Below are 20,480 nucleotides of genomic sequence, written 5' to 3'. Positions count from 1 at the left end.
GGTCGACTAGTCCACCAGCTCACCCCAGCCATTTAGTTATGTCGCCAATCATTTTGCTGATAGAAGAGTGACTCATCTTCTCCACGATGACACTCGGCCTGAATCGTCACATGATTGACGTTATATTTCTGGCAGAGCAAGGCCTCAATCTGGCGATAGATCGGCTCAATCTCACTGATGGGCACGTTATCCATATTAACGTGCATGGACACCACGATATTATTCTCGTCAATCTGCCAAGCGTGCAAGTGATGGACACCCTCGACCTCGGGCAAGGCACAGATATCTCTAGCGATACCCTCGTAGTCCAAGTCGGGGGATGCTTCCATTAAGATGCCAAACGTCTGCTTGACGATGGGAAACGACTCATAGCAGATGTACAAGGCGACTAGAATCGTAATTGTCGGGTCGACCCAACTGATTCGCCAAATGGTAATCAGTAAGGCCCCCACAATGACCCCAACGGAAGCCAAGGCGTCACTTAGCAAGTGCAAATAGGTCGCCCGAATGTTCAGATTATGCTTCGATCCGCGGTTCAAAAGCACCGTGGACAGTAAGTTAGCCAGGAAGCTCACCACGGCAACCAGTAGCATGATGTCACCCTTGACCGGTTCCGGATGCAACAAGCGCCGCACGGCCTCCCCCGCCAGGATCAGCGAAATCACGATCAACACGCCAGAGTTTAACAGCGCCGCTAAAATTTCTGCACGGCGATAACCAAACGTATTGGTCCGTGTCTGTTGCCGCCCACCGATTCGGTGAGCCGCATAGCTCAACACAATCGAAAGCGCATCGCCCAGGTTATGAAAGGCGTCCGACAACAGCGACAGACTCCCGGAAAGTAAGCCACCCAATAATTCAAATACCGTAATAATGACATTCAACACTGTGACCAGTAAGAACCGACCACCAGATAAACTTTTCTCCAATCACACCGCCTCCGCATCTAACTGCTACCCTCCATTATCGCAGAGTTTAGGGGGAATGAAAAGTCAGGTTCTGGCTAACCTGACATTTTTCTGGTGTAGCGGGCATTTAGGCCACTAAAAAAGGATTGCCTCCGAGTGAAAACGGAACCAATCCTACTATAATTAATACGTCTTTTTAAGCTGATCGGTCAGAGGAATCTCGATCACCCACTTACTTGGCGATTTCTGCATGCACCACGTGCGCCGGCTTAACGTTGGCCGTTAATCGTTCGTAAGCGTAATCTTTGGTTCCCTTAAGTCCAGCGGCTTCTAAATCGATCATCCCAGTTTCGGTGAAGCCGTTTTTCTTAATGACGTGTTGCATCGCCATGTTTTGCGGATGCGTGTCGATCCGAATGCTCTCGATATTTTGAGCGTGGTCAATTTGGTCAAATAACCGTTGGAACAGTTCGCCGGCCAAACCACGACCCCGATGGTGACTTGATACTGCCACACGGTGAATTGCCAGGTATGGTGCCTGCACGGTCAGCCACTGGCCATCGATCTGTTTATACGTTGGGTCCTCCCCCGGAATAATAGCGGCAGTCCCTAAAATTTCGTTGTTCTCTTCCAAAACGACCGTCCACCCTTGGTGAATGTCGTCGACGAGAATCGCCGTATTCGGGTACGCGCCCTGCCATTGATCAATTGCTTGGGCCGCCAATAACTCACGGCCATCGCGAATAATTGATTCAATTTGTGGTAAATCAGCCATAGTAGCTTGTCGTAACAGCATGTGTAACACCATCCTTCTTATTTTTGGTTTAAAGCGATTTTGTAATCTTAACACGTTCGCGTCAGATTTCAACGAAATAGATTACTTTTTTGCATTGTTTTTTTGAAAAGGTTATGAAAGCTTATGACCACTGCAATGGTGCGGCATCGATTGCTCTAATTTTTCATTCATTTTCTTAAATACTTTTCATAAAACACGTGATTTTGTGAACAATTCAGGCGATATCGCTCTAGCCCGACTAAAATCTTTTCACAATAAAAGAGAGTGGGCCCTCAGGCGGTTAGTTTGTTGCGCACGTTTCGCCACGATAATGGCAAAATAAAATCAGTTTTTCCAGAGGGCTCCTGAAAAAACTGATTTTTGAGTTATGTCGCAGACACTTACTTATCTCTATATCGTCCTGATTCTGGTAACCGCTAAAAGGTGCGCCACGTTCGCCACACAAAAACCCACCCCAGAACTTTCTAAACTGGAATGGGTCATACGGGGGCGGTGATGGGCGAGCGAAAAATCAAAACACTTTAATTTTCCAAAAACACGTCGTTTTAGTTTCACGATTGCTTACGCTGACATCCGCCAGCGTAGTCCATGCGCAAGATAAACGCGCTATTACTCTTGGTTATTCGCCTGGTTTCACAACACGTCAACAACATGATTGACCACCAATCCAGCCAGAAGATCGATTGGTATCGAAAGTTTTTTCTGCCCATCACGAAAAGTTCTCCCGTGACTTCAGGTTACCATTGTTACCGCCGATACACAACGAAATCGCCCTAATTCATGGGGTCAATCAGCTTAAACTGCCACTTGTTATCCGTTCGCTGAGCAATTAAATGTTTCCCTGGCTCTGGGTCAAACCGTCCCATATCAATTTCAGCTTGACCATCATTGATTTCCAGCCCCGCAAACCGAGATTCAAAGAAGGACCGTAACGTGTCGAAATACTCGTCGCGTTTCTGAGCTTGCTTAGCTGCCCCAACTAACGTGAAGCCATCATCCAAAAAATTCTTGATGTGTTGCACCTTAAAGAGCGTCTTATAGGAAAACTTTCGATTCTTGCTCCCCTTGACGACCTCGCTTCTGATGTACCCCTTACTCTCCCAATAACGAATCTGGCTTTGGGAAACACCCGTTGCGGCCGCCACATCCCCGATGCCAAAGATTAAATTTTCAATCGGAATCTTTTTTAAAAGCGCCTTTTGTTCCTCATTCATAACGCTGTACGCCACCTCTCCTGTCTGTCTAAAATGTCCAAATGCTCGTTTAAACGCAATGTAAGCGCTTGTGAATTTTGTTAGTTCTTCTTATCTTAGTGTTCGCTTTTCTCTAACTAGTATAGATAAAATGAAAAGCATGTCAAGCTAGTTGACAAATTCATTCAATCTGCGTATAGTTGTTTCAGAATTGATTTTATGGATAAAGAGGGAATATATATTGGGAAATGCAATTGATACCAACGGAAAGTCCTACAGCCGGACCTTGCTTGTCGTCCTCCTGTTAGTGGGAACTTTCTGTACGGTTTTAAACCAAACTATTTTAAGTACCGCCTACCCAACCTTAATGAAAGCCTTTGACGTGTCGACCTCGACCGTTCAATGGTTAACGACTGGGTTCTTACTGGTCAATGGGATCATGATTCCCATTAGTGCCTGGTTACTGAGTACGATCAGCTCAAAGTGGCTGTACATCGGTGCCATGTCAACCTTCTTACTCGGGACCGTCCTTTGCTGGTCGGCCGTTAGCTTCCCCATGTTACTCATTGGCCGGTTAATTCAAGCCGTTGGGGTTGGGGTTTCCATGCCTTTACTCCAAACGTTGATGCTGACCATCTTCCCCGCTAACAAGCGTGGGACTGCCATGGGTCTTGCTGGAATCGTCATTGGACTGGCTCCTGCCATTGGCCCAACCTTATCCGGGTGGGTCATCGACAACTGGACTTGGCGTGATCTCTTTGGGATGATTATTCCCATCGTTGCTGTGGTCGTGATTGCCAGCTTTTGGATCATGCATAGTGTTCTTGAAACCCGCAAGGAACCTTTAGATTTACTCTCCGTGATCTTATCCACGATCGGTTTTGGGAGCATGCTCTATGGATTCTCCTCCGTTGGTGACGATGGTTGGGGCAGTACACTGGTGCTGTCCACGTTAGCCATTGGTTTTGTCTTCGTTGGCCTCTTCGTTTGGCGTCAACTGACGATGGACAATCCATTCTTGAACTTCCGAGTTTACAAGTCTAAAGAATTTACAGTTTCTGCTATCCTAAGCTCCGTGGTCAACATGGCCATGGTCGGGGTCGAAATGGTCATTCCCCTTTACCTCCAAATGGTTAAAGGAATGTCCGCTTTCCATTCTGGTCTGACGCTGTTAGCCGGTGCCTTGATGATGGGGATCATGAGTCCGATCACTGGTCGCGCCTTTGACCGTTTCGGTGCCAAGCGCTTGGCCATCATGGGGATGTTCCTTCTAACCGTCGGGACCTTGCCATTCGTCTGGATCACCAAGGACACGTCGACCCTCTACATCGTTTTGCTTTACGCTTTACGGATGTTCGGGATTGCGATGGTGATGATGCCCGCAACGACTGCCGGGATGAACGCCTTACCATTGAACATGATTTCTCATGGGACTGCCGTTAACAACACGCAGCGACAAGTCGCCAGTTCTGTTGGGACTGCCATTTTAATCAGTGTCCTGACAAACGTAACGAAGGGCCAGATGCCTGCTAAGCACGTCTTGACCACGAATCCCTTGAGTTATGCAAATGGGGCCATTAATGCCACCCTGTCTGGTTATCACGCTGCCTTTTGGATTGCCGTTGGCTTCTGTGTGATCGCCCTGGTCGTCGCCTTCTTCATGAAGGGCAGTCGCCACTCCGTTCATTTAGCCGATGAAGACTCTGAAGCCGCAAAGACGACCCAAGGAGGTGCCGCATAATGATTATCTTTTCACTGATTATCTGTGCCGTTCTGTCCTTCATCTTCTTCGTTTACATTGAAAATAAGCCACTGAGCAATACGTTGACCGCGGTCGCTGTGATTGGTCTGCTGACAAGCATCTTCTTCATGGTTAAAAACGACCATGATCACTTAGGGATGCACAATGTCACCACCACGTCATCGCGGACCATCTACTCTGCCTCACCTTCTAAACAATTACCGATGATGGTCTACCAACCAATTGGGACGGCCAACAAGCACCAGGTCTACGTTTATAAGACGAGTGCAACTGCTAAGAAGACCACGCACACGTCAGCTAAGGTCACCACGAAAAACGTGATCAAGCGGACGACGGGTGAAAATCGCATTGTGACCAAGAAGGTTTACCGAGAATACAAGAACGGCATGAGTAGTTTCTGGTTTGGCCTTTCCGGTAACGGTCACCAATACGTGAAGGAAACCAACACCATCTACATCAACCAAAATTGGACGGTCCTCAGTGCTGCCCAAGCCAAGAAGCTCCAAAAGCTAACGAGTTCTAAGAGCTATCAAGCAAAACAAAAGGCCGCTGCAATGACCTACGTTAAACAACAAGTGATGGCCGCAATGACCAAGAACCCAACCATGTCTGCCGCTGAACAGAAAAAAGTGACGCAACAGGCAACCGCTGCTTACCAAGCCCAAGCAATGAAACAACTGATTGCCCAGGTCAAGAAGTAGTCTGATTTGAAGATGAGCAGATAATGTCGCCCGGTGAGGTGCATCTGTGACCTAAAAAAGGGGGAACCCACAACGACTCGTTGTGTGGTTCCCCCTTTTTGGGGTTGAACAAAAACTGGGTAGCCGGTTGGAGCACCTTGCCGGCCAACAGCTATGGACTAATCAATACGACTGCTTCTTCCCCCTACTAGAATAAGGTCTAAAATTCAGCTTTCACCCTCTTTTCTGTATTAAAAAAGCAGCTCACGGCCTAATTTCCGTCGAGCTGCTTAGTGGTACATTTTACCGATTCATTACCTTAACTAGTTCACCTGAGTTAATTGGGTTTGTCCCTTACGACAACGTGGCATTAACCCGGATAAGTCGTCTAAAGACGTTCCGTTTTCCTGAAAACATTGAATCATGTCGATCCAGTAGAGATCCGACTCGTCAAATTCTGTAGCGGAGTGCGCCTCCCCTAACAAGCCATTCTTTACGTAAGCTTCAATGTCACTGGCGTCAGCGTGTGCGGCCGCAGCCAGCTCAGTCAAGTTCATCTTCATCGCCCATACCCTCACTTTCATCTTTTATCAATGAGAGTATCATACAACCCTCTTTACCGAAATGCAACCTTTTCTCTTACCTTTTTTTGATGGTAAATTTTACAAATAAATTACACGTTTACGCGGTCCCCCGACAGGGCTAAAATGGAAGTTAAAACTAAATTAGAATTCAGAAAGGAAGTTAGTCATGGGTCCTTCACTCACCTTCAGGGCCGGCGTCCACGACGTCCTCCCCACGGTCTTTGGTTACATCGGAGTGGGCCTGGCTTTCGGCATTGTTGCCCACACCAGCCACCTCAGTTTATTAGTCGTTGCCGGCCTCTCATTTATCGTCTATGCCGGGTCTGCGCAATTCATTATTACCAGCATGCTTTTATTACATGACCCGCTTTCTGCCATTTTTATTTCGACTTTCTTGGTCAATTCTCGAATGATCTTAATGAGCACTAGTCTGGCCCAATATTTCCGACATGAATCATTGACCCGCAACCTCTTAATTGGGTCGTTGGTCACAGACGAAACTTTTGCGTTGGCAATGAATAAGCAGAACAAAACGAACGGCAAATTGAGTTTTGCGTGGCAATCCGCTGCAAACATCGTCGCCTACCTCGTTTGGGGCATTGCCACGCTCGTGGGGGCTGTCTTAGGGGGCTTAATCTCCAATCCCGAACGCTTCGGTTTTGACTTCGCCCTGACCGCCATGTTCATCGGGCTCGTCTACCTGCAGTTGATCAGCGACCGCCATTTAGGTCTGTCCCTGCAGCTGATGGTCATGCTCTTCGTGGCTCTGGTTTACTACTTTATGATTGGTATCATGAGTCAAAACTTCGCCCTGCTGGTTGCCACGGTGGCAGGTTGCCTCTTTGGAATGGAGATGAAAAAATGTCGATGAGTCTAACCGAACTGTGGACCATCTTAGGCTGTGGTCTAGTGACCATCCTATCACGGGCCCTGCCCTTTGTCTTCGTTAAATCACTGACCATGCCGGCATGGCTGATCAACTTTCTATCCTTCGTTCCCATCACAATTATGACCGCTCTGTGTTGCCAGAGTCTGTTCATCGCCAATCCCGGGCACCTGGCCACCCTCAACCTTGCAAACTGTCTAGCGGCAATTCCAGCAACCTTGGCGGGGGTACTAACCAAGAGTCTCCTAATGGTCGTGGTGGTCGGCATCATGGCAATGGCCGTGCTCCGCTATTTCTCGATTGGCTAACTCACTGCTATACCAGGCAGTCGTAGTAGCCTTTGCTGCCAGCTATAGCTGTTCTGGCACAACACTAGAATTAAGACTGGGCAACATGGTGGTCTCTTCGCCTTACCGGCCGGCAGATATGAGCTGGAACGGTGCGAACGCAACTTGAAGCCTCGCAAACCACGAGTCTACAAGCTTGGTTTTCTACTAAGCCAGTAAGCAGATCACTTACTGACTAAGTAGAACGACGCGCCTGAGCTCATATCTGCCGACCTCTCGGCTTACATTGTGCTTTCAGACAACACTGAGATTAACCATAATCATCGTGGTTGACTGAACAAAAAACTCTCTGAGGGTGTCGCTTCGCTCTGCCCTCTGGTGAAATGAACCGCCTTTCCCGGTATACTTACGGGGAAGGCGGTTCATTGTTCGTCGTGCGTTTATTGGTGCTGCCTCTCAGACTGTACAAAAAATGTTAAGTAACTGCGGTCTACAGCTGTTTGCGTGCTAAAACACAGTCAGCGCCGGAGGAGGCCAGGGATGGAGCCAGCCGTGAAAGTGGTGTTAGCTGGCGACGAATTTTTCAGTCAGCTTACAGCACGGGCGCCTTTGCAGACACGTGTTCTTCGTGGCTTCAAAGCGAGCGAGAAGACTGGTGGTCTTCCAGGCTGAAGCGTCCCCACAGTAGGCGGAATCCCTGGCAGCCGTAGTGCGCGATTTAACGCTAGTTCAACATCAAATAGCCCACCTTCTACGTACCTGCTAAAGAAGATGGGCTATTAGTTTACAATTTTTTATTAGTCATCCTGTGGTAATACCAAGTTCAACACGATTCCCAGCACAGCGGCAACCGCTAATCCGGAGAATTCGTATTGGCCGACCTTAAGATAGGCATTTCCAATGCCGATGACTAAGATAGCCGAGGCAATCATCAGATTACGCTTCTTGTTAAAGTCTACGTGTTTTTCAATCAGAATCCGCATGCCGCTTGAGGCAATCACCCCAAACAGGAGAAAACTGATACCACCGATGACTGGATTGGGAATACTTTCAATCAGGGCGCTCAGTTTGCCCACGAAGCTAAAGATAATCGCGAAGACCGCAGCCCCAATCAAGACGTATACACTGTGGACCCGCGTAATCGCCAGTACACCGACATTTTCACCATAAGACGTCACTGGCGGTCCCCCAACGAAACTCGCGATAATTGACGCCAATCCATCCCCTGCAAGTGTGTGATGCAGACCAGGATCCTCAAAGAAGTTGCGGTGCGTCAATTCATTAAGGACCGTGATGTGCCCGATATGTTCGGTCATCGTAACAAACGCAATCGGGGCCAAGCTCACAATGGCGCCCCAATAAAAATGCAACGGATAACTGAGAATCGGCACCTCAAAGCTGGGGAGGGAGAACCACGCCGCCGTCATGACCGGCTTGAAGTCGACTAGTCCCGCTAGTGCCGCAATCAGGTAACCCGCAACAATGCCCAGCAAGATTGGCACCAGTGACAAGAACCCTCGTAAGTACAGGTTAAACCCAACCGTCAGTAACAAAGTTGCCATGGCGACCGCAAAGAATTGCCAGTGATAGGTTCCCTGACTATCCACCGTGGCTTTCTGCGCCGCGCTACCAGCCAGTGAAAGGCCAATTACCATGACCATTGGTCCCACGACGATGGGGGGTAAGGCTTTATTGATCCAGTCTGACCCGACTAACGCCACCACTAAAGCGACAATCAGGTACACCGCCCCAACGGCCAACGTTCCTTGCGCGATGCCCGGATAACCGGTCGTCTTCATCAGGGCGACCATCGGTACAATAAAAGAAAAGCTAGATCCCATGTACGCCGGAATCTTACCGTGCGTAATCAGTATGTACATCAACGTCCCCACACCAGAACTAAACAGCGCGATTCCAGGATTCAAACCCACCAAGATGGGGACTAACACCGTTGACCCAAACATCGAAAACAAATGTTGGAGCGATAACCCGAACCATTTTCCCCAGCTTGGCCGTTCCCAGATGTCAATCAGGGCATCTGGATTGCGGTAGCGTGATGGTGCTTCTTTCATAAACAAAGACCTCCAGTCATGAGATAGAAAAAGCGCGCCCGTCTCCCGTAAGGAAACGTGCGCGCCCACTTTAAGCCTAGACTTAGCCCAGCATCTGCCGGAGGGTGCACCCTTAGTTGCCTCACGGGACAACGTTAAAGGAACATATTTTCACTCATTATACGGACCCCCCATGCTCCTGTCAACGCTTATTTCACTAATCATTTCTAGCGGCTTAGTCGTTGATACCAATGATTAATTAAAGCTAATCCCAACACCAAGAGGCTTCCTATAATGACCAGTGTCCAATTAGCGACCCAGTCCGTCACAAAGCCAAAGACAAAGCTTCCCAGTGGCTGAAACGCATCAATGGCTAAAAAGAGGATGCCAAACATCCGCCCCAGATAGTCCGGCGCCGTTAAGTTTTGGGTGATGGTAATCGCGCGAATTTCAAAACACGAGTAGCAGAACCCAAAGAGCCCACTAGCGACTACTAGGACCCAATAGTTAGCCCACAAGCCAGCGACCAGCAGTGCGCCCGCCGCTAAAGCGAGATCAATGTAATTTTGCTGACGGTGGGGGTCCCGCCGTGCTAGCGTTAAACGGGCGCCACCGAGGATGCCACCCAGTGCCAACATGACCAGTAAATAACTATAGCGAGCCGAATCGCCGCCATACAAGTGGTTAACGTCATAGGGCAGCACCAGCCGGACCGCCGCGTACAACACGTTGAGTAGCCCACCGAGCGCAATGACTTCAACCAACATCGGCCGTTGCCACACGTAGCGCCAACCCGTCAGCAGACTTTCCTTAACGCCCAGTTGTGTGGACGCTACCGTTGGCTTTTGGTAGCGAATACTGAGGTACAGCAGAAATGATAGCAAGAACGACGTGCCATTTAGCAGTAAAAATCCCCGCAGATCTAACCAGTGTAAGGCCAATAAGCCCCCACCAATTAATGGTGCGCAAATATCTGCCAAATCAATCAGCGTGTTGCTGACCGCATTAAACCGTTGACGTCCCGCCAATGTGATCAATTCTGGAATCATGGCCTTCGCTGCGGGTAAACTGAACGCCAACCCGACATCCAAGATGACCGTCAACGTGATCAACGGTGCTGCTGTAATGTGTTGTGGATCCAGCCACCACGCGCAGAACAAGCATCCCAGAACACTCAGGAGTTCCGCACTGACCACAATTCGTTTCCGATTGTAATTATCAACGACTACCCCGCAGAGCAGATCGCCAAAGAACAAAACGACCCCGCCGATGGCCTGAATCACCCCCAGCAACGCCGCATTCCCCGTGGCTTGGACCACGAACCAATTTAAACCAAACAGGTAAAGGGTGCTCCCGAGTCGCGAGATGAAGGGGGCCAGTAAAAGTGGCAGGTTAAACGCCTTGGTCGACTGTTGCATGCGACCACCTCCATTTCGCCATCAATCGCGGTTAATCGACCATTCGCCAGCTGCCTTCATCTGCTTTGGAAATATCATTCAAAAATTTCAAGACCCGTTTGGCCCGGTTCGGTTGCTGCTCATTCAGCAGGTTCAGCCCCGCCCCTGTCACCAATGGTTGGCTTAGCCGGAAGTTACCCTCGTCGGTTTCGCCAGTTGCAAACGCCATCACCGTCTCACCCGATTCAATCTGGGTGGTTAAGAAGAACATCGTGAAGTCATCGTCTGCCTGCATGTAGGCGGGCATTGCCCAGATATCCGGCGCAATCTCTTGCATCTCACCGGTCTCAGTCCCATCAAGAAACTTAAATTCCTTGTGGTTGGCTTGGGTCACTGGTGACTTGAGTACCAGCATCATTTTGGCAAATTCGTTGTCACCTAATTGTATGTCGTCCTTCATCGGTTAATCCTCCTAAAATAGTTCCATCGTTAAAATTGCCATCACGCGGCTACCCCATCATTGACGGCCGTCACGCAACGCAAACGTTAGCAACTATTATACCAGCGTCTTCTCCAAAATTAAATCACGTTGTGCGTCCTCCCCCAGTTGGAAGACATGATCACCGACCGGGTGGAATCCCAACCGGTGATAAAACTTCTGGGCAGGTTGATTATGTTCCCAAACGCCTAACCAAATCGTCCGACAATTAAGCTGTTTGGCAGTAGCGACCGCGTAGTCATAGAATTGTCGGCCAAGTCCCTGCCGTTTGAATTCAGGTAAAATGTAAATTCGCTCGATCTCTAGCGTTGCTTCCCCGCGATGCTCTGATTGACTGGCCCCCCAGTTCAGCTTCAAATACCCCGCGACCTGACCAGCCACCAAGATGAACGCAAACTGGGCGGTCGGCTGCTGCATCTCTTGGGTTAACTGGGCGTCGCTGTATGCCGTGTCTAAGTATTCCGCCAAGTCTGCCGGCGTATTAGCCGCGCCAAAAGTATCGGTAAAGGTGGTCCGACTAACCTGTTGTAGTGTCTTCAAGTCTTGCAAGGTGCACGTTTTAATTTTTCCTGTCATCTGTGATTACTCCTTTTAGTAATGTCGTTGCTCACCATGTTTCACGGCGTCCCAATTTGCCGCAACGTTTTGATCGACGCGCTGCAGATATTGCGCTAATTGTGCTGCTTCTGCCGCCGAGAATCCTTGTAAGGCCATGCGATTTGAATAGTCATTCTCCCGCTTGACCAGCGGATAGATCTGACTACCCTGAGTCGTCACGAATAACCGCTTGATCTTCTTATTTTCGTCATCGGCCCGCTTTTCCAACAGCCCCGCCTGGGTTAATTTTTGCACCGCCCGTGCCGCTGTGGTCCGGTCGACCCGCAAGAGTTCCGCGAGACGTTCCAAAATGATGCCGGGATGTTCAGCAACCCGTGCCAAGTATAAATATTGCCCTTTAGTCAGGGCCACCCGCTGAAATTCCCGATTGGCAATGGCATCCAGTGCCCGGGAAATTCCACCGATGGGCCGCAATATTTCTGCCATCTGCTAATTCCTTCTTTCAAGATAAGTCATAGTTTAAGACAATCATGCTGTATTTGCAACAAAAAGTAGCGATACGACTAAAATTCAGAGTTCATCCCAAGCAGCCGGGCCATTAAATTAGGCGAAATTGGGCGCACTCCGGCTACCAGGGATTCCGCCTGCTGTGGGGACGCTTCAGCCTGGAAGACCACCAGTCTGCTCGCTCGCTTTGAAGCCACGAAGAACACGTGTCTCATAAATTTCCAGGACAATCAAAAAGTGTGCCCAGAACGATCATCCGTTCACAGGCACACCATTTCAGTTCAGTTTAATTTGCGATGCGGACTGGTTGCCCAATCTTAAGTTGCATGTGGTAGTAATTATGGTCACCAATCATTTGGGTACCCGTCACCTCGTAGCCCATGCGCTCGTAAAGCTTCATGGCGCCGGGATTCTCGAAGTCGACGTTCAACCCAATGACCGATTGTCGGTCACGCTGGGCGTAAACGGGTAAGGCCCGCAATAGCTGACGACCAATTCCCTTGCCCTGATGATCTGGTGAGACGGCTAACGAATCTAAATACCACTCGCCCGGTGCGGTTTCCGAATCGGCCTCTAATGGCTCATCGAACGCAGCACTCTTGGCGGTTAGCCGGGTAATTACATCTTCCACGATGTCTTCTTTTTCGCCGGGGTAGCCGAACGCAACCCCAACAACTTGGCCATTGGCCTCGGCCACCACCGTGGTTGCCGCACCAGACAGGTAAGTCCGGGTACGGTATGCCGCCGTGATGACCTGCAATAAGTCGGGGCCAGGTACGTCCTCGAGGTCGGTCAATTCCATCTCGTCGTAAATCAAGTTCATCAACGGTGCTATCTGAGGGGCATCCGTTGGTCGAGCTTCACGAATTATCACAAAAAATCCTCCATTTCTAGTACTTTCACTAGAGTAACGGAGGATTGAAAATTTGTCAAAGGATTTGCAGGTTCCCCCGTACAACTTTAGTGGGTGACCCGTCCCGCGGCGCGTTGGCCAAAGACTAGACCAACAGCAAATAAGACGCCGGCAGTTATCCAAGTTCTCATTGATGAGGCTCCCTTCGTGGCGTCGACTCCGGAGATTTTGCTTCCCGTAGTTCGGCGAGTTCTTGACGAATTTCACCTAAAATTTCTAACTGAAACCGCTCGATCTCCATGGTGTGTGGCACTTGATTCTGCGCCAAGTGATCGACCTTAGCATGTAGTAACCGCAGTTCGTGCTCGGACTTCAAGTTCACGTGATAGTCGTTTTCAGCCATCATCCGGTCACGGTCTGCGGAACGGTTCTGGCTCATCATGATGATGGGTGCCTGAATCGCTGCCACACAGCTCAATACTAAATTTAACAGAATGAAGGGATAGTTGTCAAAGTTGACCCCAAATAAATGGAGTCCATTGACAATCATCCACCCAATCAAAACGAACATAAAAACGAAAATAAAACCCCAAGACCCACCGAAGCGGGCCACGTCATCCGAGACTTTTTGCCCAAAGGTTAGGCTTTCTTTCAGGCTGTCGTTGACGTCAATGATGTCATAATCGTCGCTCTGTAGGGCCTTCGTTAGTTTATGGTTGATTTTCTTGGTCTGCTTAAGGTCAGCATTGATCATCGCATCAACGTGATCTAGCCGGTATTTTAACAGGTGATGGCCGCAAATGTAATCGCTGGGCTTGCTCTGTGGATAGTCTCGTTTAATCCGGTTGCGTAGCCCGACATCCAGCTCAGCCAATTGAAGACTGGTCTCAAGCGAGATCGGTTCACCATCCACTAAACAGCCTAGATGCTCCTCGTCTGCCACTGTGCTCACTCCTCGTTCAGGTTTTGAATCATAGCCTGCCAATCAGCAGGTAGGTCACTGGTAAAGCTGCGTTGTTCGTGTGTAAAGGGATCTGTAAATGCCAACGTGTGGGCGTGCAAAGCCTGCCGCGTCATTCCGCCGAGTTGCGGACCGCCGTACAGCTCATCCCCTAACAACGGATGGCCTAAATACGTAAAGTGGGCACGAATCTGATGCGTTCGGCCCGTATGTAGCTGGACCTCAACCAACGTGGCATTGGACCACCGGTGTTGCACCCAGTACTCCGTCTTAGCCGGCTTCCCTTCTGGCGAGACCATCTGATTAAAGCCAGCCGGATCACTCGCTAAAGGTTGGTCGATCAGTCCATGGTCGGCCTCAAGTTGACCGCTCACAACCGCTAGATATCGCTTCTGAACCTGATGGGCGGCCTGGAGTTGGCTGGCTAAACTATTAGCTAGTCGGTGCCGGGCGAGCCACACCACACCACTGGTAAACCGGTCGAGGCGCGTGACAATGTGTGGGACCAAGTTCTCGGCACCTTCATCCAGCCAGTAGCCCTTGACCCGATTCACCAACGTATCCGTTCGATTGGCGGGACCGGGAACCACATTGAGCCCCGCTGGCTTATCTACAAGCAACCAGTCTCGATTTTCAAACAAGACCGCCAGTGGCCCGTGACTGACCGCAACCGCATCGTCCGCGGCCTCTGCCGGTAACGTCACGGCCACTTGATCATTGACCTGCAAGGTGATTGCCGGCGTGACCACCGTGCCGTTGACGCGAATCGTCCCGTCTCGCTTTAAATCGCTAAAGACCCGGTGACTGACCCCCTGTGCATTGAGAAATTTCTTAAGACTTGTTACTGGCTCCGTTACCTGCCAGGTCAATTCCATACCGTCTTGCTCCTTTTCAACCAAATTAGTCATCGACCAGATCAACCATCCAATCGAGATCATCATTTCGATTATTCAGACGCTCCGGATGGGCAACGAGGTCCGTGTTCACGGCAGCAATCCGACCAGCAAATGGCGAACGCAACGTGATCTCCTCTTTTTCGCCATGCACGATCACTAACGGTGTTCCCAGTCTGACTTGACCACTGGTCTTCTGCCACGTAATCTTTGTCACTGGTCCCACCAGCTCACGACCATCATCCGCAAACCCAATCCGGACGACCCCTTCTGCGTTGGGCGTTAACCATAAGGCATCCGCACTTGCTTCAATTCGATCAATCATGCTCGTCACCCCTATCGTCTATTTTGTTGACTGCACCTTCTCGGCAGCCCGCTGTCCCGTATGTGATAACACTCGCACCTAGGACTGTGCGCTCGCCGAAAATGTTTTGGCACCTTACAAACTACTAGGACCTGTCTCTAACCATCATTTTAACATAGGCCCTAAATTCGCGGGAGTCATTTCACCCTTTCCCCTAGCAAATCAGTATAATTAGTTGAATAAAGGGGGAGATTCGGATGATGACACAAAACTTATTAACTGGGACATTTATTCTAGTATCGGGGATTGCACTACTCATTTTTCTGTTCGTTAAGTTAATTCCAAAAACCAAGCGTGACACGGACACGACGGCGCTCTTAACCGTTTACGTCGCTGTTGCCGTATTCTTAGTCGGCATGGGTGGTTGGGTCAGTTTGATGGGGCTGGGCCATTTCGGCAGTGCCATGGGCTGTTGGCTATAAACCAGGTCTCGACAACTGCCATCTGTAAAAGCTTCACGGTCTAAATTGACTGTGGAGCTTTTAGTTTCTACCGCCAAGTTCTAACTTGACAGGCAGCCGGCGCACTTGATTCCTTAGCATTAGTGACATCGGCTAATCTGCTATCCGTTCAATTGGCTAGGAGTATTTCAACTTTTTTCTTAATAAATCGTAATCGGTAAGTAAGTTTAAATAATTATCGGTATAATCAAGGCGTAAGGGGAGATTATGATGACACAAAATTTAACGACCGGGGTATTCATTCTATTATCTGGCTTAGCGCTACTCATTCTACTGTTTGCCAAACTGATTCCCAAGACGAAGCACGACACGGACACCAAAGCACTTTTGACAGTCTTCGTGCTCGTTGGCGTGTTCTTAGTTGCCATGGGTGGCTGGATCAGCTTGAAAGGTTAACACCACCTGAATTGTCACGAAAAAGCTTCACGGCCTAAATTGACCGTGAAGCTTTTCTATTAACTATCTAAAAGTTGAGAGTTCCAAAGTACGGCCCTATCTGTTCCAGCAACAATGGCTCTAAAACTAGGCATCATGGCGGTCCCTTCGCCTTACCGGCCGACAGATATGGGCTGGATCGGTGCGAACACAACTTGAAGCCTCGCAGAGCACGAGTCTACAAGCTTGGTTTTCTACTAAGCCAGTAAGAAAGACACTTACTGACTAAGTAGAACGACGCGCCTGAGCCCATATCTGCCGACCTCTCGGCTTACATTTCGTTCTCAGATGACGATGAGAGTAACTGTCACGGTCGTTATCAATTGAATCAAAAGAGTTGCCAGGTAACCAGGTTCTACAACTGTTACCGTGATAAAACACAGTCAGCACCGGAGCAGGCCAGGGATGAAACCGGCCGTGAAAGTAGTGTTAGTTGATGTTTCTTGGGGACACATGATGTAAGCTGGCTTCCCCACAGCAGTTGGAATCTCTGGCAGCCTAAGTACACTCAATTTAGACAAATTTAATGACAAAAACGTTTACCAATACTGTGATGAAGCTTAAATTTCATCTTTCAATCTCGTCTTTAGTTAACTATCTTTTACTTCAACGTTACCTTGAAAATTCTAGCCATCTTAGCCTGTGGGAATGTAAATAATCCAATATTATTGGCAACCGAAGTCCGAATGGCCGCTGATTGTCCTGGATAAATCTGTTTCAGGTCCGTCACCTCACCGTAAGCCGACAAGTCGACCTGAATCTGATGATTAGCTTTGAGATTATTCCAAACTCCCAGATACAGCGTCTGCTCATCGCGAATCCCATAAACGATTTCGTCATCGTAAACGTGAGGGAACCCTTTGGGCCAAACCGGAACGGCGTGAGGGATATGTTGCCGAATCTCATTTTTATAAATGGCAATTCCCTCAGCCACATCGGCTAACCGCTCTTTTGAAATCTTATTCAGGTAGCCACTTTGGTGAATTCGACATAGCAACGCATTACACATGTTATAAATGGTCTCTTCCCGGTCACCCTTCGGCAGCGGATAGGACCAAATTGCTGATTGTTCTGGGGCAATTGCCGTCGCCGCGACACCAGAAATTGCAGCGTTCAACGTATAGTCCGTTTGATCACTAACCGACTGGATACTGTCTTTGCTTAACATTGCATAGTCGTGACGCATACCACCACTACTACAGTTTTCAATCACTAAGTCTGGATATTTTTGATAAAGACTATCTCGCCAAGCAAGAACCGCTCTGTTATGATCCAGCAACGCCTTGCCCCGATTTTCGGCATGGTAATCCGTTCCCACACCGGTCGTGACATTGTAGTCCATCTTGATGTAGCCGACGTGGTAGTCATTGACTAACCGATCGACCACTTTGGTGACATAGTCCACAACCGCTGGATTTCTAAAGTCCAACAGGTAGCGGTCAATGTCGATGATTCGTTTACCATTGCGAAGGAAAAACCAATCGTCGGGTAACGTATTAGCAAAGTCACTGCGAATCCCCATAACTTCCGGTTCCAACCATAGCCCTGGAACCATCCCTTTTGAGGCAATGTAGTCCGTCACTTCTTCAATACCATTCGGGAAACGTTTCTTCGATGGTTGCCATTCACCAACTGTATCCCACCAGTAACCGTCATCATACCAACCACAGTCGACTACGAAGTACTCACAACCAGCCTTAGCTGCAGCATCGATTAACGGAAATTCCTTGGCAGACGTCGGGTCACCCATCAAGCAATTCATGTAATCATTGAAGATAACTGGCAGCTTTTGATTGTCCACATTGTTCCGGCGAATATTGCGGCGGTAAACCGTCATCTCATCAATCGCCGTTTCCAATGGACCATTTACCTGAACAAAGGCTGCAGTAACGGTTGTAAACTCATCATCTGGCTTAAGCGTTGTCCAGAATTGATTGTCATACTCCTCAGGTCCCGAGAGTTCCAAATTTAAAATGGAGCCGTCATAATGGTTCTCAACTTCATAGTGCCAAGCCCCATTATTTTCAATCTGCCAAAACGCAGACTGGTTGGTCGCCCGGTTGTGGAGGCCACCATTGGGCGAATATTCTGAACAGGACCAAGACGAATTGTTGGTGATACCAATTCGCTTCGAACTTGAACCAGACAAGTACACACCCATATGAGGTTCGCCACTATCCTGTGTATCACTGTCGCTGACATCCACTTCATAATCTTGTCCAAAGTAAGGCATCCCCAAATGCTGAATCGAGTCCTTTTGCCACTGCAACTCGGTCGTCCATGAATTATGGGCAATGTACATGTCATCATGAGTGGCATAGTTGCCCGGATAATCGTCTTGCTGTAATAGACCCGAGTAGTTAAATGACGACAAGTATTCAACCGTAACGGGTGTTGTCCCGTGATTTTTCACCTTTTTCCAAGAACGCACGGTTGCTGTATTGTTATACAACCGAAAATAACTGTAGACATCCAAGTTACATTGTTCATCAAATTCATGGATGGTCACTAGCTTCCCGTTCTCCAGATCTTGTACGGTATGATCCGCATACACCAATTCATAGGACTCGGAGGTTGATGCATGCTTCGCTCCCTTGTGTTTAAAATCGCCACCAGCGACTTGAAGCTCAGTGAGGCTAAACGCATCTTCAACTGGCTTAACCTGCCGTACCCAATCGGCCACATCTCGTAAGCATCCCACATAGAGCAGTTTGGCTTGTCCGCCAGAGTCCACGACAAAGTTTAACTGCGCCCGTTGCGTTTGAATCGAAACTAAATCGGTAGAAGCAATTGTTCCTGCCATCATTCCTCACTTATCCTTTCTTATCGCATCTAACGTCAAGCCCAACCTACAAAAACGGACGCCTCGATTCTGCTCGATGGCGTCCGTTTTAATTGCCACAAGCGAGCTTGATGGTCAGACAAAGTTATTCTGTTAATTAGTGACCCACCACCTGCTCACCGCGTTTTGGCTTAAATTCGGTGAACGGTAAAGCGGTAGTTTAGCTAATTTGATTCTCTATTTTTAATCTAATCACGTGTCTTAGCTAATTCTGACGTAATTTGATCTTCCATGTTTTCGTACTTTTGGTACATCAACGCTGGAATAATTGCGGCACCGTACAAGAGCATCGTCATCCAGTTGAAGTCAATACTAATCCCAGTTAAGGCATGCGCCGTTTGCACTTGATTAGCAACATAACCGAAGGAAGATAAGAACGTCCCGTTTAACCAGCCGGCCAGTCCTTGGCCCATTGACATACAGAACGCGGCCCCAATCGTTGTCAGCAGACCAGCCGCATTAATGCCATTCTTCCACTCACCGAAGTCAACCGCAGACCCCAGCATTGCAAATGGCATGGAAACGGCAATCCCGGAACCAACCAACGCAATCAACCAACCCACGATGGCCCCAGCAATGTTGAGACCAGACAGGGTAATAATCAATTGGCCTAGAACCGCGATGACGAAGCCCAACGCCCAGATATGACTCTTCGACATGTACTTGTTCATCAGCGGAATGGCAATAACCCCGATGACTTGAATCAGTCCAATGGAGTTAAAGAGAGTCACTAAATCTTTGTTCTTGAAGTAATACGTAAAGTAATAAACCATTCCTTGTTGCCGGTTCTGTTGGGCAACCCAGAATAAGAAGTTTCCGGCAACCAAGATGATCCATGGCCAGTTTTTGTTCATGGCGTGGACCCCTTGTTTCAAGGTTACCCGTTCACTATTCTTAGAAGAAACCCGTTCCTTAGTATGTGTGAATGAGAATAATGTCAATGTCACGTTAAGAATCGCAAAAATCACAATGAAGATCCGGAACCCTTTGACGTCGTTACCACGGCCGAAGAAGGCAACTAATGGTAAGGTCAGTGAGTTGACCACGAACACCCCTAGATTAGAGCCGACCATCCGCCACGAGTTGAGGACCACCCGTTCTTTAGGATCGGAGGTGATCAACGGCAACATGGTCGTAATTGGGGCGTTGATACCTAAATATAGAATCCCATAAATAATGTAGACAATCCCGCAGTACCAAATTTTACCAGTGACGCTTAACTGTGGTGCCCAGAACAAGAGAACGCCCATGGCAGCGTATGGAAATGCTAGCCATAAGAAGTACGGCCGGGCTTTCCCATATTTCGTATGGGTCATATCAATTAAGGTTCCCCAGACTGGGGCCCCAACGGCATCAACTACCCGCGCAATCAGTAAAATCAATCCGGCAGCGGCGGCTGGTAAGAGCACAACGTCGGTAAAGAAATACATCAGATAACTACCGACAACGGTGGCCACCAATTGACCAGCAAAGTCTAATTGCGCATAACTCAGTTTTTCCAACCCAGGAACGATTTGACGTTTGGGCTTGGCTGTCGCTTTTTCTTCCATAATTTTCAGCTCC

General features: G+C 48.8%; 21 protein-coding genes. 6 read left to right on the top strand and 15 right to left on the bottom strand.

Annotated elements, in window-relative coordinates; translation table 11 throughout:
- Positions 1 to 32: 32 nt before the first annotated feature.
- From FAY32_RS02030 to FAY32_RS02020, 3 genes are all read right to left on the bottom strand, one after another.
- On the bottom strand, positions 33 to 929 hold the full coding sequence (locus FAY32_RS02030; RefSeq protein ID WP_143461799.1) for a cation diffusion facilitator family transporter: 897 nt from the start codon (positions 927 to 929) through the stop codon (positions 33 to 35).
- Between the two features lie 211 nt (positions 930 to 1,140).
- On the bottom strand, positions 1,141 to 1,704 hold the full coding sequence (locus FAY32_RS02025; RefSeq protein ID WP_143461797.1) for a GNAT family N-acetyltransferase: 564 nt from the start codon (positions 1,702 to 1,704) through the stop codon (positions 1,141 to 1,143).
- Between the two features lie 773 nt (positions 1,705 to 2,477).
- Positions 2,478 to 2,918 carry a MerR family transcriptional regulator gene (locus tag FAY32_RS02020; RefSeq protein ID WP_143461795.1) on the bottom strand — a complete coding sequence of 147 codons (441 nt, stop codon included), beginning with the start codon at positions 2,916 to 2,918 and terminating at the stop codon, positions 2,478 to 2,480.
- Between the two features lie 220 nt (positions 2,919 to 3,138).
- On the opposite strand from FAY32_RS02020, the gene FAY32_RS02015 reads away from it, so the two are divergent.
- Together FAY32_RS02015 and FAY32_RS02010 are read left to right on the top strand one after the other, a co-directional pair.
- Positions 3,139 to 4,638 carry an MDR family MFS transporter gene (locus FAY32_RS02015; protein WP_143461794.1) on the top strand — a complete coding sequence of 500 codons (1,500 nt, stop codon included), beginning with the start codon at positions 3,139 to 3,141 and terminating at the stop codon, positions 4,636 to 4,638.
- Complete coding sequence (locus FAY32_RS02010) at positions 4,638 to 5,360, top strand: DUF4811 domain-containing protein (protein ID WP_143461792.1); 723 nt, start codon at positions 4,638 to 4,640, stop codon at positions 5,358 to 5,360. Before FAY32_RS02015 ends, FAY32_RS02010 begins: the two co-directional genes overlap by 1 nt.
- A 302-nt stretch (positions 5,361 to 5,662) precedes the next feature.
- Here the strand turns inward: FAY32_RS02010 and FAY32_RS02005 are convergent, their stop codons facing one another.
- Complete coding sequence (locus tag FAY32_RS02005) at positions 5,663 to 5,902, bottom strand: MerR family transcriptional regulator (RefSeq protein ID WP_143461791.1); 240 nt, start codon at positions 5,900 to 5,902, stop codon at positions 5,663 to 5,665.
- A 187-nt stretch (positions 5,903 to 6,089) separates the two neighbouring features.
- Between FAY32_RS02005 and FAY32_RS02000 the strand changes: the two genes are divergently transcribed.
- Complete coding sequence (locus FAY32_RS02000) at positions 6,090 to 6,794, top strand: AzlC family ABC transporter permease (RefSeq protein ID WP_143461789.1); 705 nt, start codon at positions 6,090 to 6,092, stop codon at positions 6,792 to 6,794.
- Positions 6,785 to 7,117 carry an AzlD domain-containing protein gene (locus tag FAY32_RS01995; protein WP_143461787.1) on the top strand — a complete coding sequence of 111 codons (333 nt, stop codon included), beginning with the start codon at positions 6,785 to 6,787 and terminating at the stop codon, positions 7,115 to 7,117. Before FAY32_RS02000 ends, FAY32_RS01995 begins: the two co-directional genes overlap by 10 nt.
- Positions 7,118 to 7,893: 776 nt before the next feature.
- Here FAY32_RS01995 and FAY32_RS01990 read toward each other — a convergent pair.
- From FAY32_RS01990 to FAY32_RS01950, 9 genes are all read right to left on the bottom strand, one after another.
- Positions 7,894 to 9,168, bottom strand: coding sequence for a uracil-xanthine permease family protein (locus tag FAY32_RS01990; RefSeq protein WP_143461785.1), 1,275 nt, complete (start codon positions 9,166 to 9,168; stop codon positions 7,894 to 7,896).
- Between the two features lie 206 nt (positions 9,169 to 9,374).
- Positions 9,375 to 10,565 carry an MFS transporter gene (locus FAY32_RS01985; protein WP_143461783.1) on the bottom strand — a complete coding sequence of 397 codons (1,191 nt, stop codon included), beginning with the start codon at positions 10,563 to 10,565 and terminating at the stop codon, positions 9,375 to 9,377.
- Positions 10,566 to 10,596: 31 nt separating this feature from the next.
- On the bottom strand, positions 10,597 to 11,004 hold the full coding sequence (locus FAY32_RS01980; protein WP_143461781.1) for a hypothetical protein: 408 nt from the start codon (positions 11,002 to 11,004) through the stop codon (positions 10,597 to 10,599).
- Between the two features lie 96 nt (positions 11,005 to 11,100).
- The gene (locus FAY32_RS01975) at positions 11,101 to 11,619 is read right to left on the bottom strand and encodes a GNAT family N-acetyltransferase (RefSeq protein ID WP_143461779.1); all 519 of its coding nucleotides are present in this window, start codon (positions 11,617 to 11,619) and stop codon (positions 11,101 to 11,103) included.
- 15 nt (positions 11,620 to 11,634) lie between these two features.
- Positions 11,635 to 12,087: a MarR family winged helix-turn-helix transcriptional regulator gene (locus FAY32_RS01970; protein WP_143461777.1), complete on the bottom strand. Its 453-nt coding sequence runs from the start codon at positions 12,085 to 12,087 to the stop codon at positions 11,635 to 11,637.
- A 307-nt stretch (positions 12,088 to 12,394) separates the two neighbouring features.
- Positions 12,395 to 12,931 (bottom strand): GNAT family N-acetyltransferase, encoded by a 537-nt coding sequence (locus FAY32_RS01965; protein ID WP_191988136.1) that lies wholly within the window; start codon positions 12,929 to 12,931, stop codon positions 12,395 to 12,397.
- A 217-nt stretch (positions 12,932 to 13,148) separates the two neighbouring features.
- Entirely contained in the window at positions 13,149 to 13,859 is a 711-nt protein-coding gene (locus tag FAY32_RS01960) for a DUF1003 domain-containing protein (protein ID WP_404820115.1), read from the bottom strand.
- Positions 13,860 to 13,909: 50 nt separating this feature from the next.
- Entirely contained in the window at positions 13,910 to 14,797 is an 888-nt protein-coding gene (locus tag FAY32_RS01955; protein ID WP_143461904.1) for an RluA family pseudouridine synthase, read from the bottom strand.
- 25 nt (positions 14,798 to 14,822) lie between these two features.
- Positions 14,823 to 15,140 carry a glycine cleavage system H protein (lipoate-binding) gene (locus FAY32_RS01950; RefSeq protein ID WP_143461771.1) on the bottom strand — a complete coding sequence of 106 codons (318 nt, stop codon included), beginning with the start codon at positions 15,138 to 15,140 and terminating at the stop codon, positions 14,823 to 14,825.
- Positions 15,141 to 15,376: 236 nt separating this feature from the next.
- On the opposite strand from FAY32_RS01950, the gene FAY32_RS01945 reads away from it, so the two are divergent.
- Together FAY32_RS01945 and FAY32_RS01940 are read left to right on the top strand one after the other, a co-directional pair.
- Positions 15,377 to 15,601 carry a hypothetical protein gene (locus tag FAY32_RS01945; protein ID WP_143461769.1) on the top strand — a complete coding sequence of 75 codons (225 nt, stop codon included), beginning with the start codon at positions 15,377 to 15,379 and terminating at the stop codon, positions 15,599 to 15,601.
- Between the two features lie 249 nt (positions 15,602 to 15,850).
- Positions 15,851 to 16,036 (top strand): hypothetical protein, encoded by a 186-nt coding sequence (locus tag FAY32_RS01940; protein ID WP_143461767.1) that lies wholly within the window; start codon positions 15,851 to 15,853, stop codon positions 16,034 to 16,036.
- Between the two features lie 640 nt (positions 16,037 to 16,676).
- Here the strand turns inward: FAY32_RS01940 and FAY32_RS01935 are convergent.
- On the bottom strand, positions 16,677 to 18,881 hold the full coding sequence (locus FAY32_RS01935; RefSeq protein WP_225428265.1) for a glycoside hydrolase family 36 protein: 2,205 nt from the start codon (positions 18,879 to 18,881) through the stop codon (positions 16,677 to 16,679).
- A 224-nt stretch (positions 18,882 to 19,105) separates the two neighbouring features.
- A complete protein-coding gene (locus FAY32_RS01930) occupies positions 19,106 to 20,467 on the bottom strand; it encodes an MFS transporter (RefSeq protein WP_143461765.1) in 1,362 nt (453 codons plus the stop codon).
- Positions 20,468 to 20,480 lie beyond the last annotated feature (13 nt).

The sequence above is a fragment of the Levilactobacillus enshiensis genome, from assembly GCF_007115095.1.
Taxonomy (GTDB): domain Bacteria; phylum Bacillota; class Bacilli; order Lactobacillales; family Lactobacillaceae; genus Levilactobacillus; species Levilactobacillus enshiensis.
The sequence above is the reverse complement of the archived record's forward strand: the minus strand, read 5'-3'. Positions and strand labels throughout refer to the sequence as shown.

Excerpts from the sequence above, each read along its gene's own strand:
- FAY32_RS01940 (WP_143461767.1), top strand. The coding sequence starts at position 15,851 with ATGACACAAAATTTAACGACCGGGGTATTCATTCTATTATCTGGCTTA.
- FAY32_RS02020 (WP_143461795.1), bottom strand. The coding sequence starts at position 2,918 with ATGAATGAGGAACAAAAGGCGCTTTTAAAAAAGATTCCGATTGAAAAT.
- FAY32_RS01930 (WP_143461765.1), bottom strand. The coding sequence starts at position 20,467 with ATGGAAGAAAAAGCGACAGCCAAGCCCAAACGTCAAATCGTTCCTGGG.
- FAY32_RS01975 (WP_143461779.1), bottom strand. The coding sequence starts at position 11,619 with ATGACAGGAAAAATTAAAACGTGCACCTTGCAAGACTTGAAGACACTA.
- FAY32_RS01965 (WP_191988136.1), bottom strand. The coding sequence starts at position 12,931 with ATGAACTTGATTTACGACGAGATGGAATTGACCGACCTCGAGGACGTA.
- FAY32_RS02005 (WP_143461791.1), bottom strand. The coding sequence starts at position 5,902 with ATGAAGATGAACTTGACTGAGCTGGCTGCGGCCGCACACGCTGACGCC.
- FAY32_RS01955 (WP_143461904.1), bottom strand. The coding sequence starts at position 14,797 with ATGGAATTGACCTGGCAGGTAACGGAGCCAGTAACAAGTCTTAAGAAA.
- FAY32_RS01995 (WP_143461787.1), top strand. The coding sequence starts at position 6,785 with ATGTCGATGAGTCTAACCGAACTGTGGACCATCTTAGGCTGTGGTCTA.
- FAY32_RS02000 (WP_143461789.1), top strand. The coding sequence starts at position 6,090 with ATGGGTCCTTCACTCACCTTCAGGGCCGGCGTCCACGACGTCCTCCCC.
- FAY32_RS01945 (WP_143461769.1), top strand. The coding sequence starts at position 15,377 with ATGATGACACAAAACTTATTAACTGGGACATTTATTCTAGTATCGGGG.
- FAY32_RS01980 (WP_143461781.1), bottom strand. The coding sequence starts at position 11,004 with ATGAAGGACGACATACAATTAGGTGACAACGAATTTGCCAAAATGATG.
- FAY32_RS01935 (WP_225428265.1), bottom strand. The coding sequence starts at position 18,881 with ATGATGGCAGGAACAATTGCTTCTACCGATTTAGTTTCGATTCAAACG.
- FAY32_RS01970 (WP_143461777.1), bottom strand. The coding sequence starts at position 12,087 with ATGGCAGAAATATTGCGGCCCATCGGTGGAATTTCCCGGGCACTGGAT.
- FAY32_RS02010 (WP_143461792.1), top strand. The coding sequence starts at position 4,638 with ATGATTATCTTTTCACTGATTATCTGTGCCGTTCTGTCCTTCATCTTC.
- FAY32_RS01990 (WP_143461785.1), bottom strand. The coding sequence starts at position 9,168 with ATGAAAGAAGCACCATCACGCTACCGCAATCCAGATGCCCTGATTGAC.
- FAY32_RS02025 (WP_143461797.1), bottom strand. The coding sequence starts at position 1,704 with ATGCTGTTACGACAAGCTACTATGGCTGATTTACCACAAATTGAATCA.
- FAY32_RS01950 (WP_143461771.1), bottom strand. The coding sequence starts at position 15,140 with ATGATTGATCGAATTGAAGCAAGTGCGGATGCCTTATGGTTAACGCCC.
- FAY32_RS01985 (WP_143461783.1), bottom strand. The coding sequence starts at position 10,565 with ATGCAACAGTCGACCAAGGCGTTTAACCTGCCACTTTTACTGGCCCCC.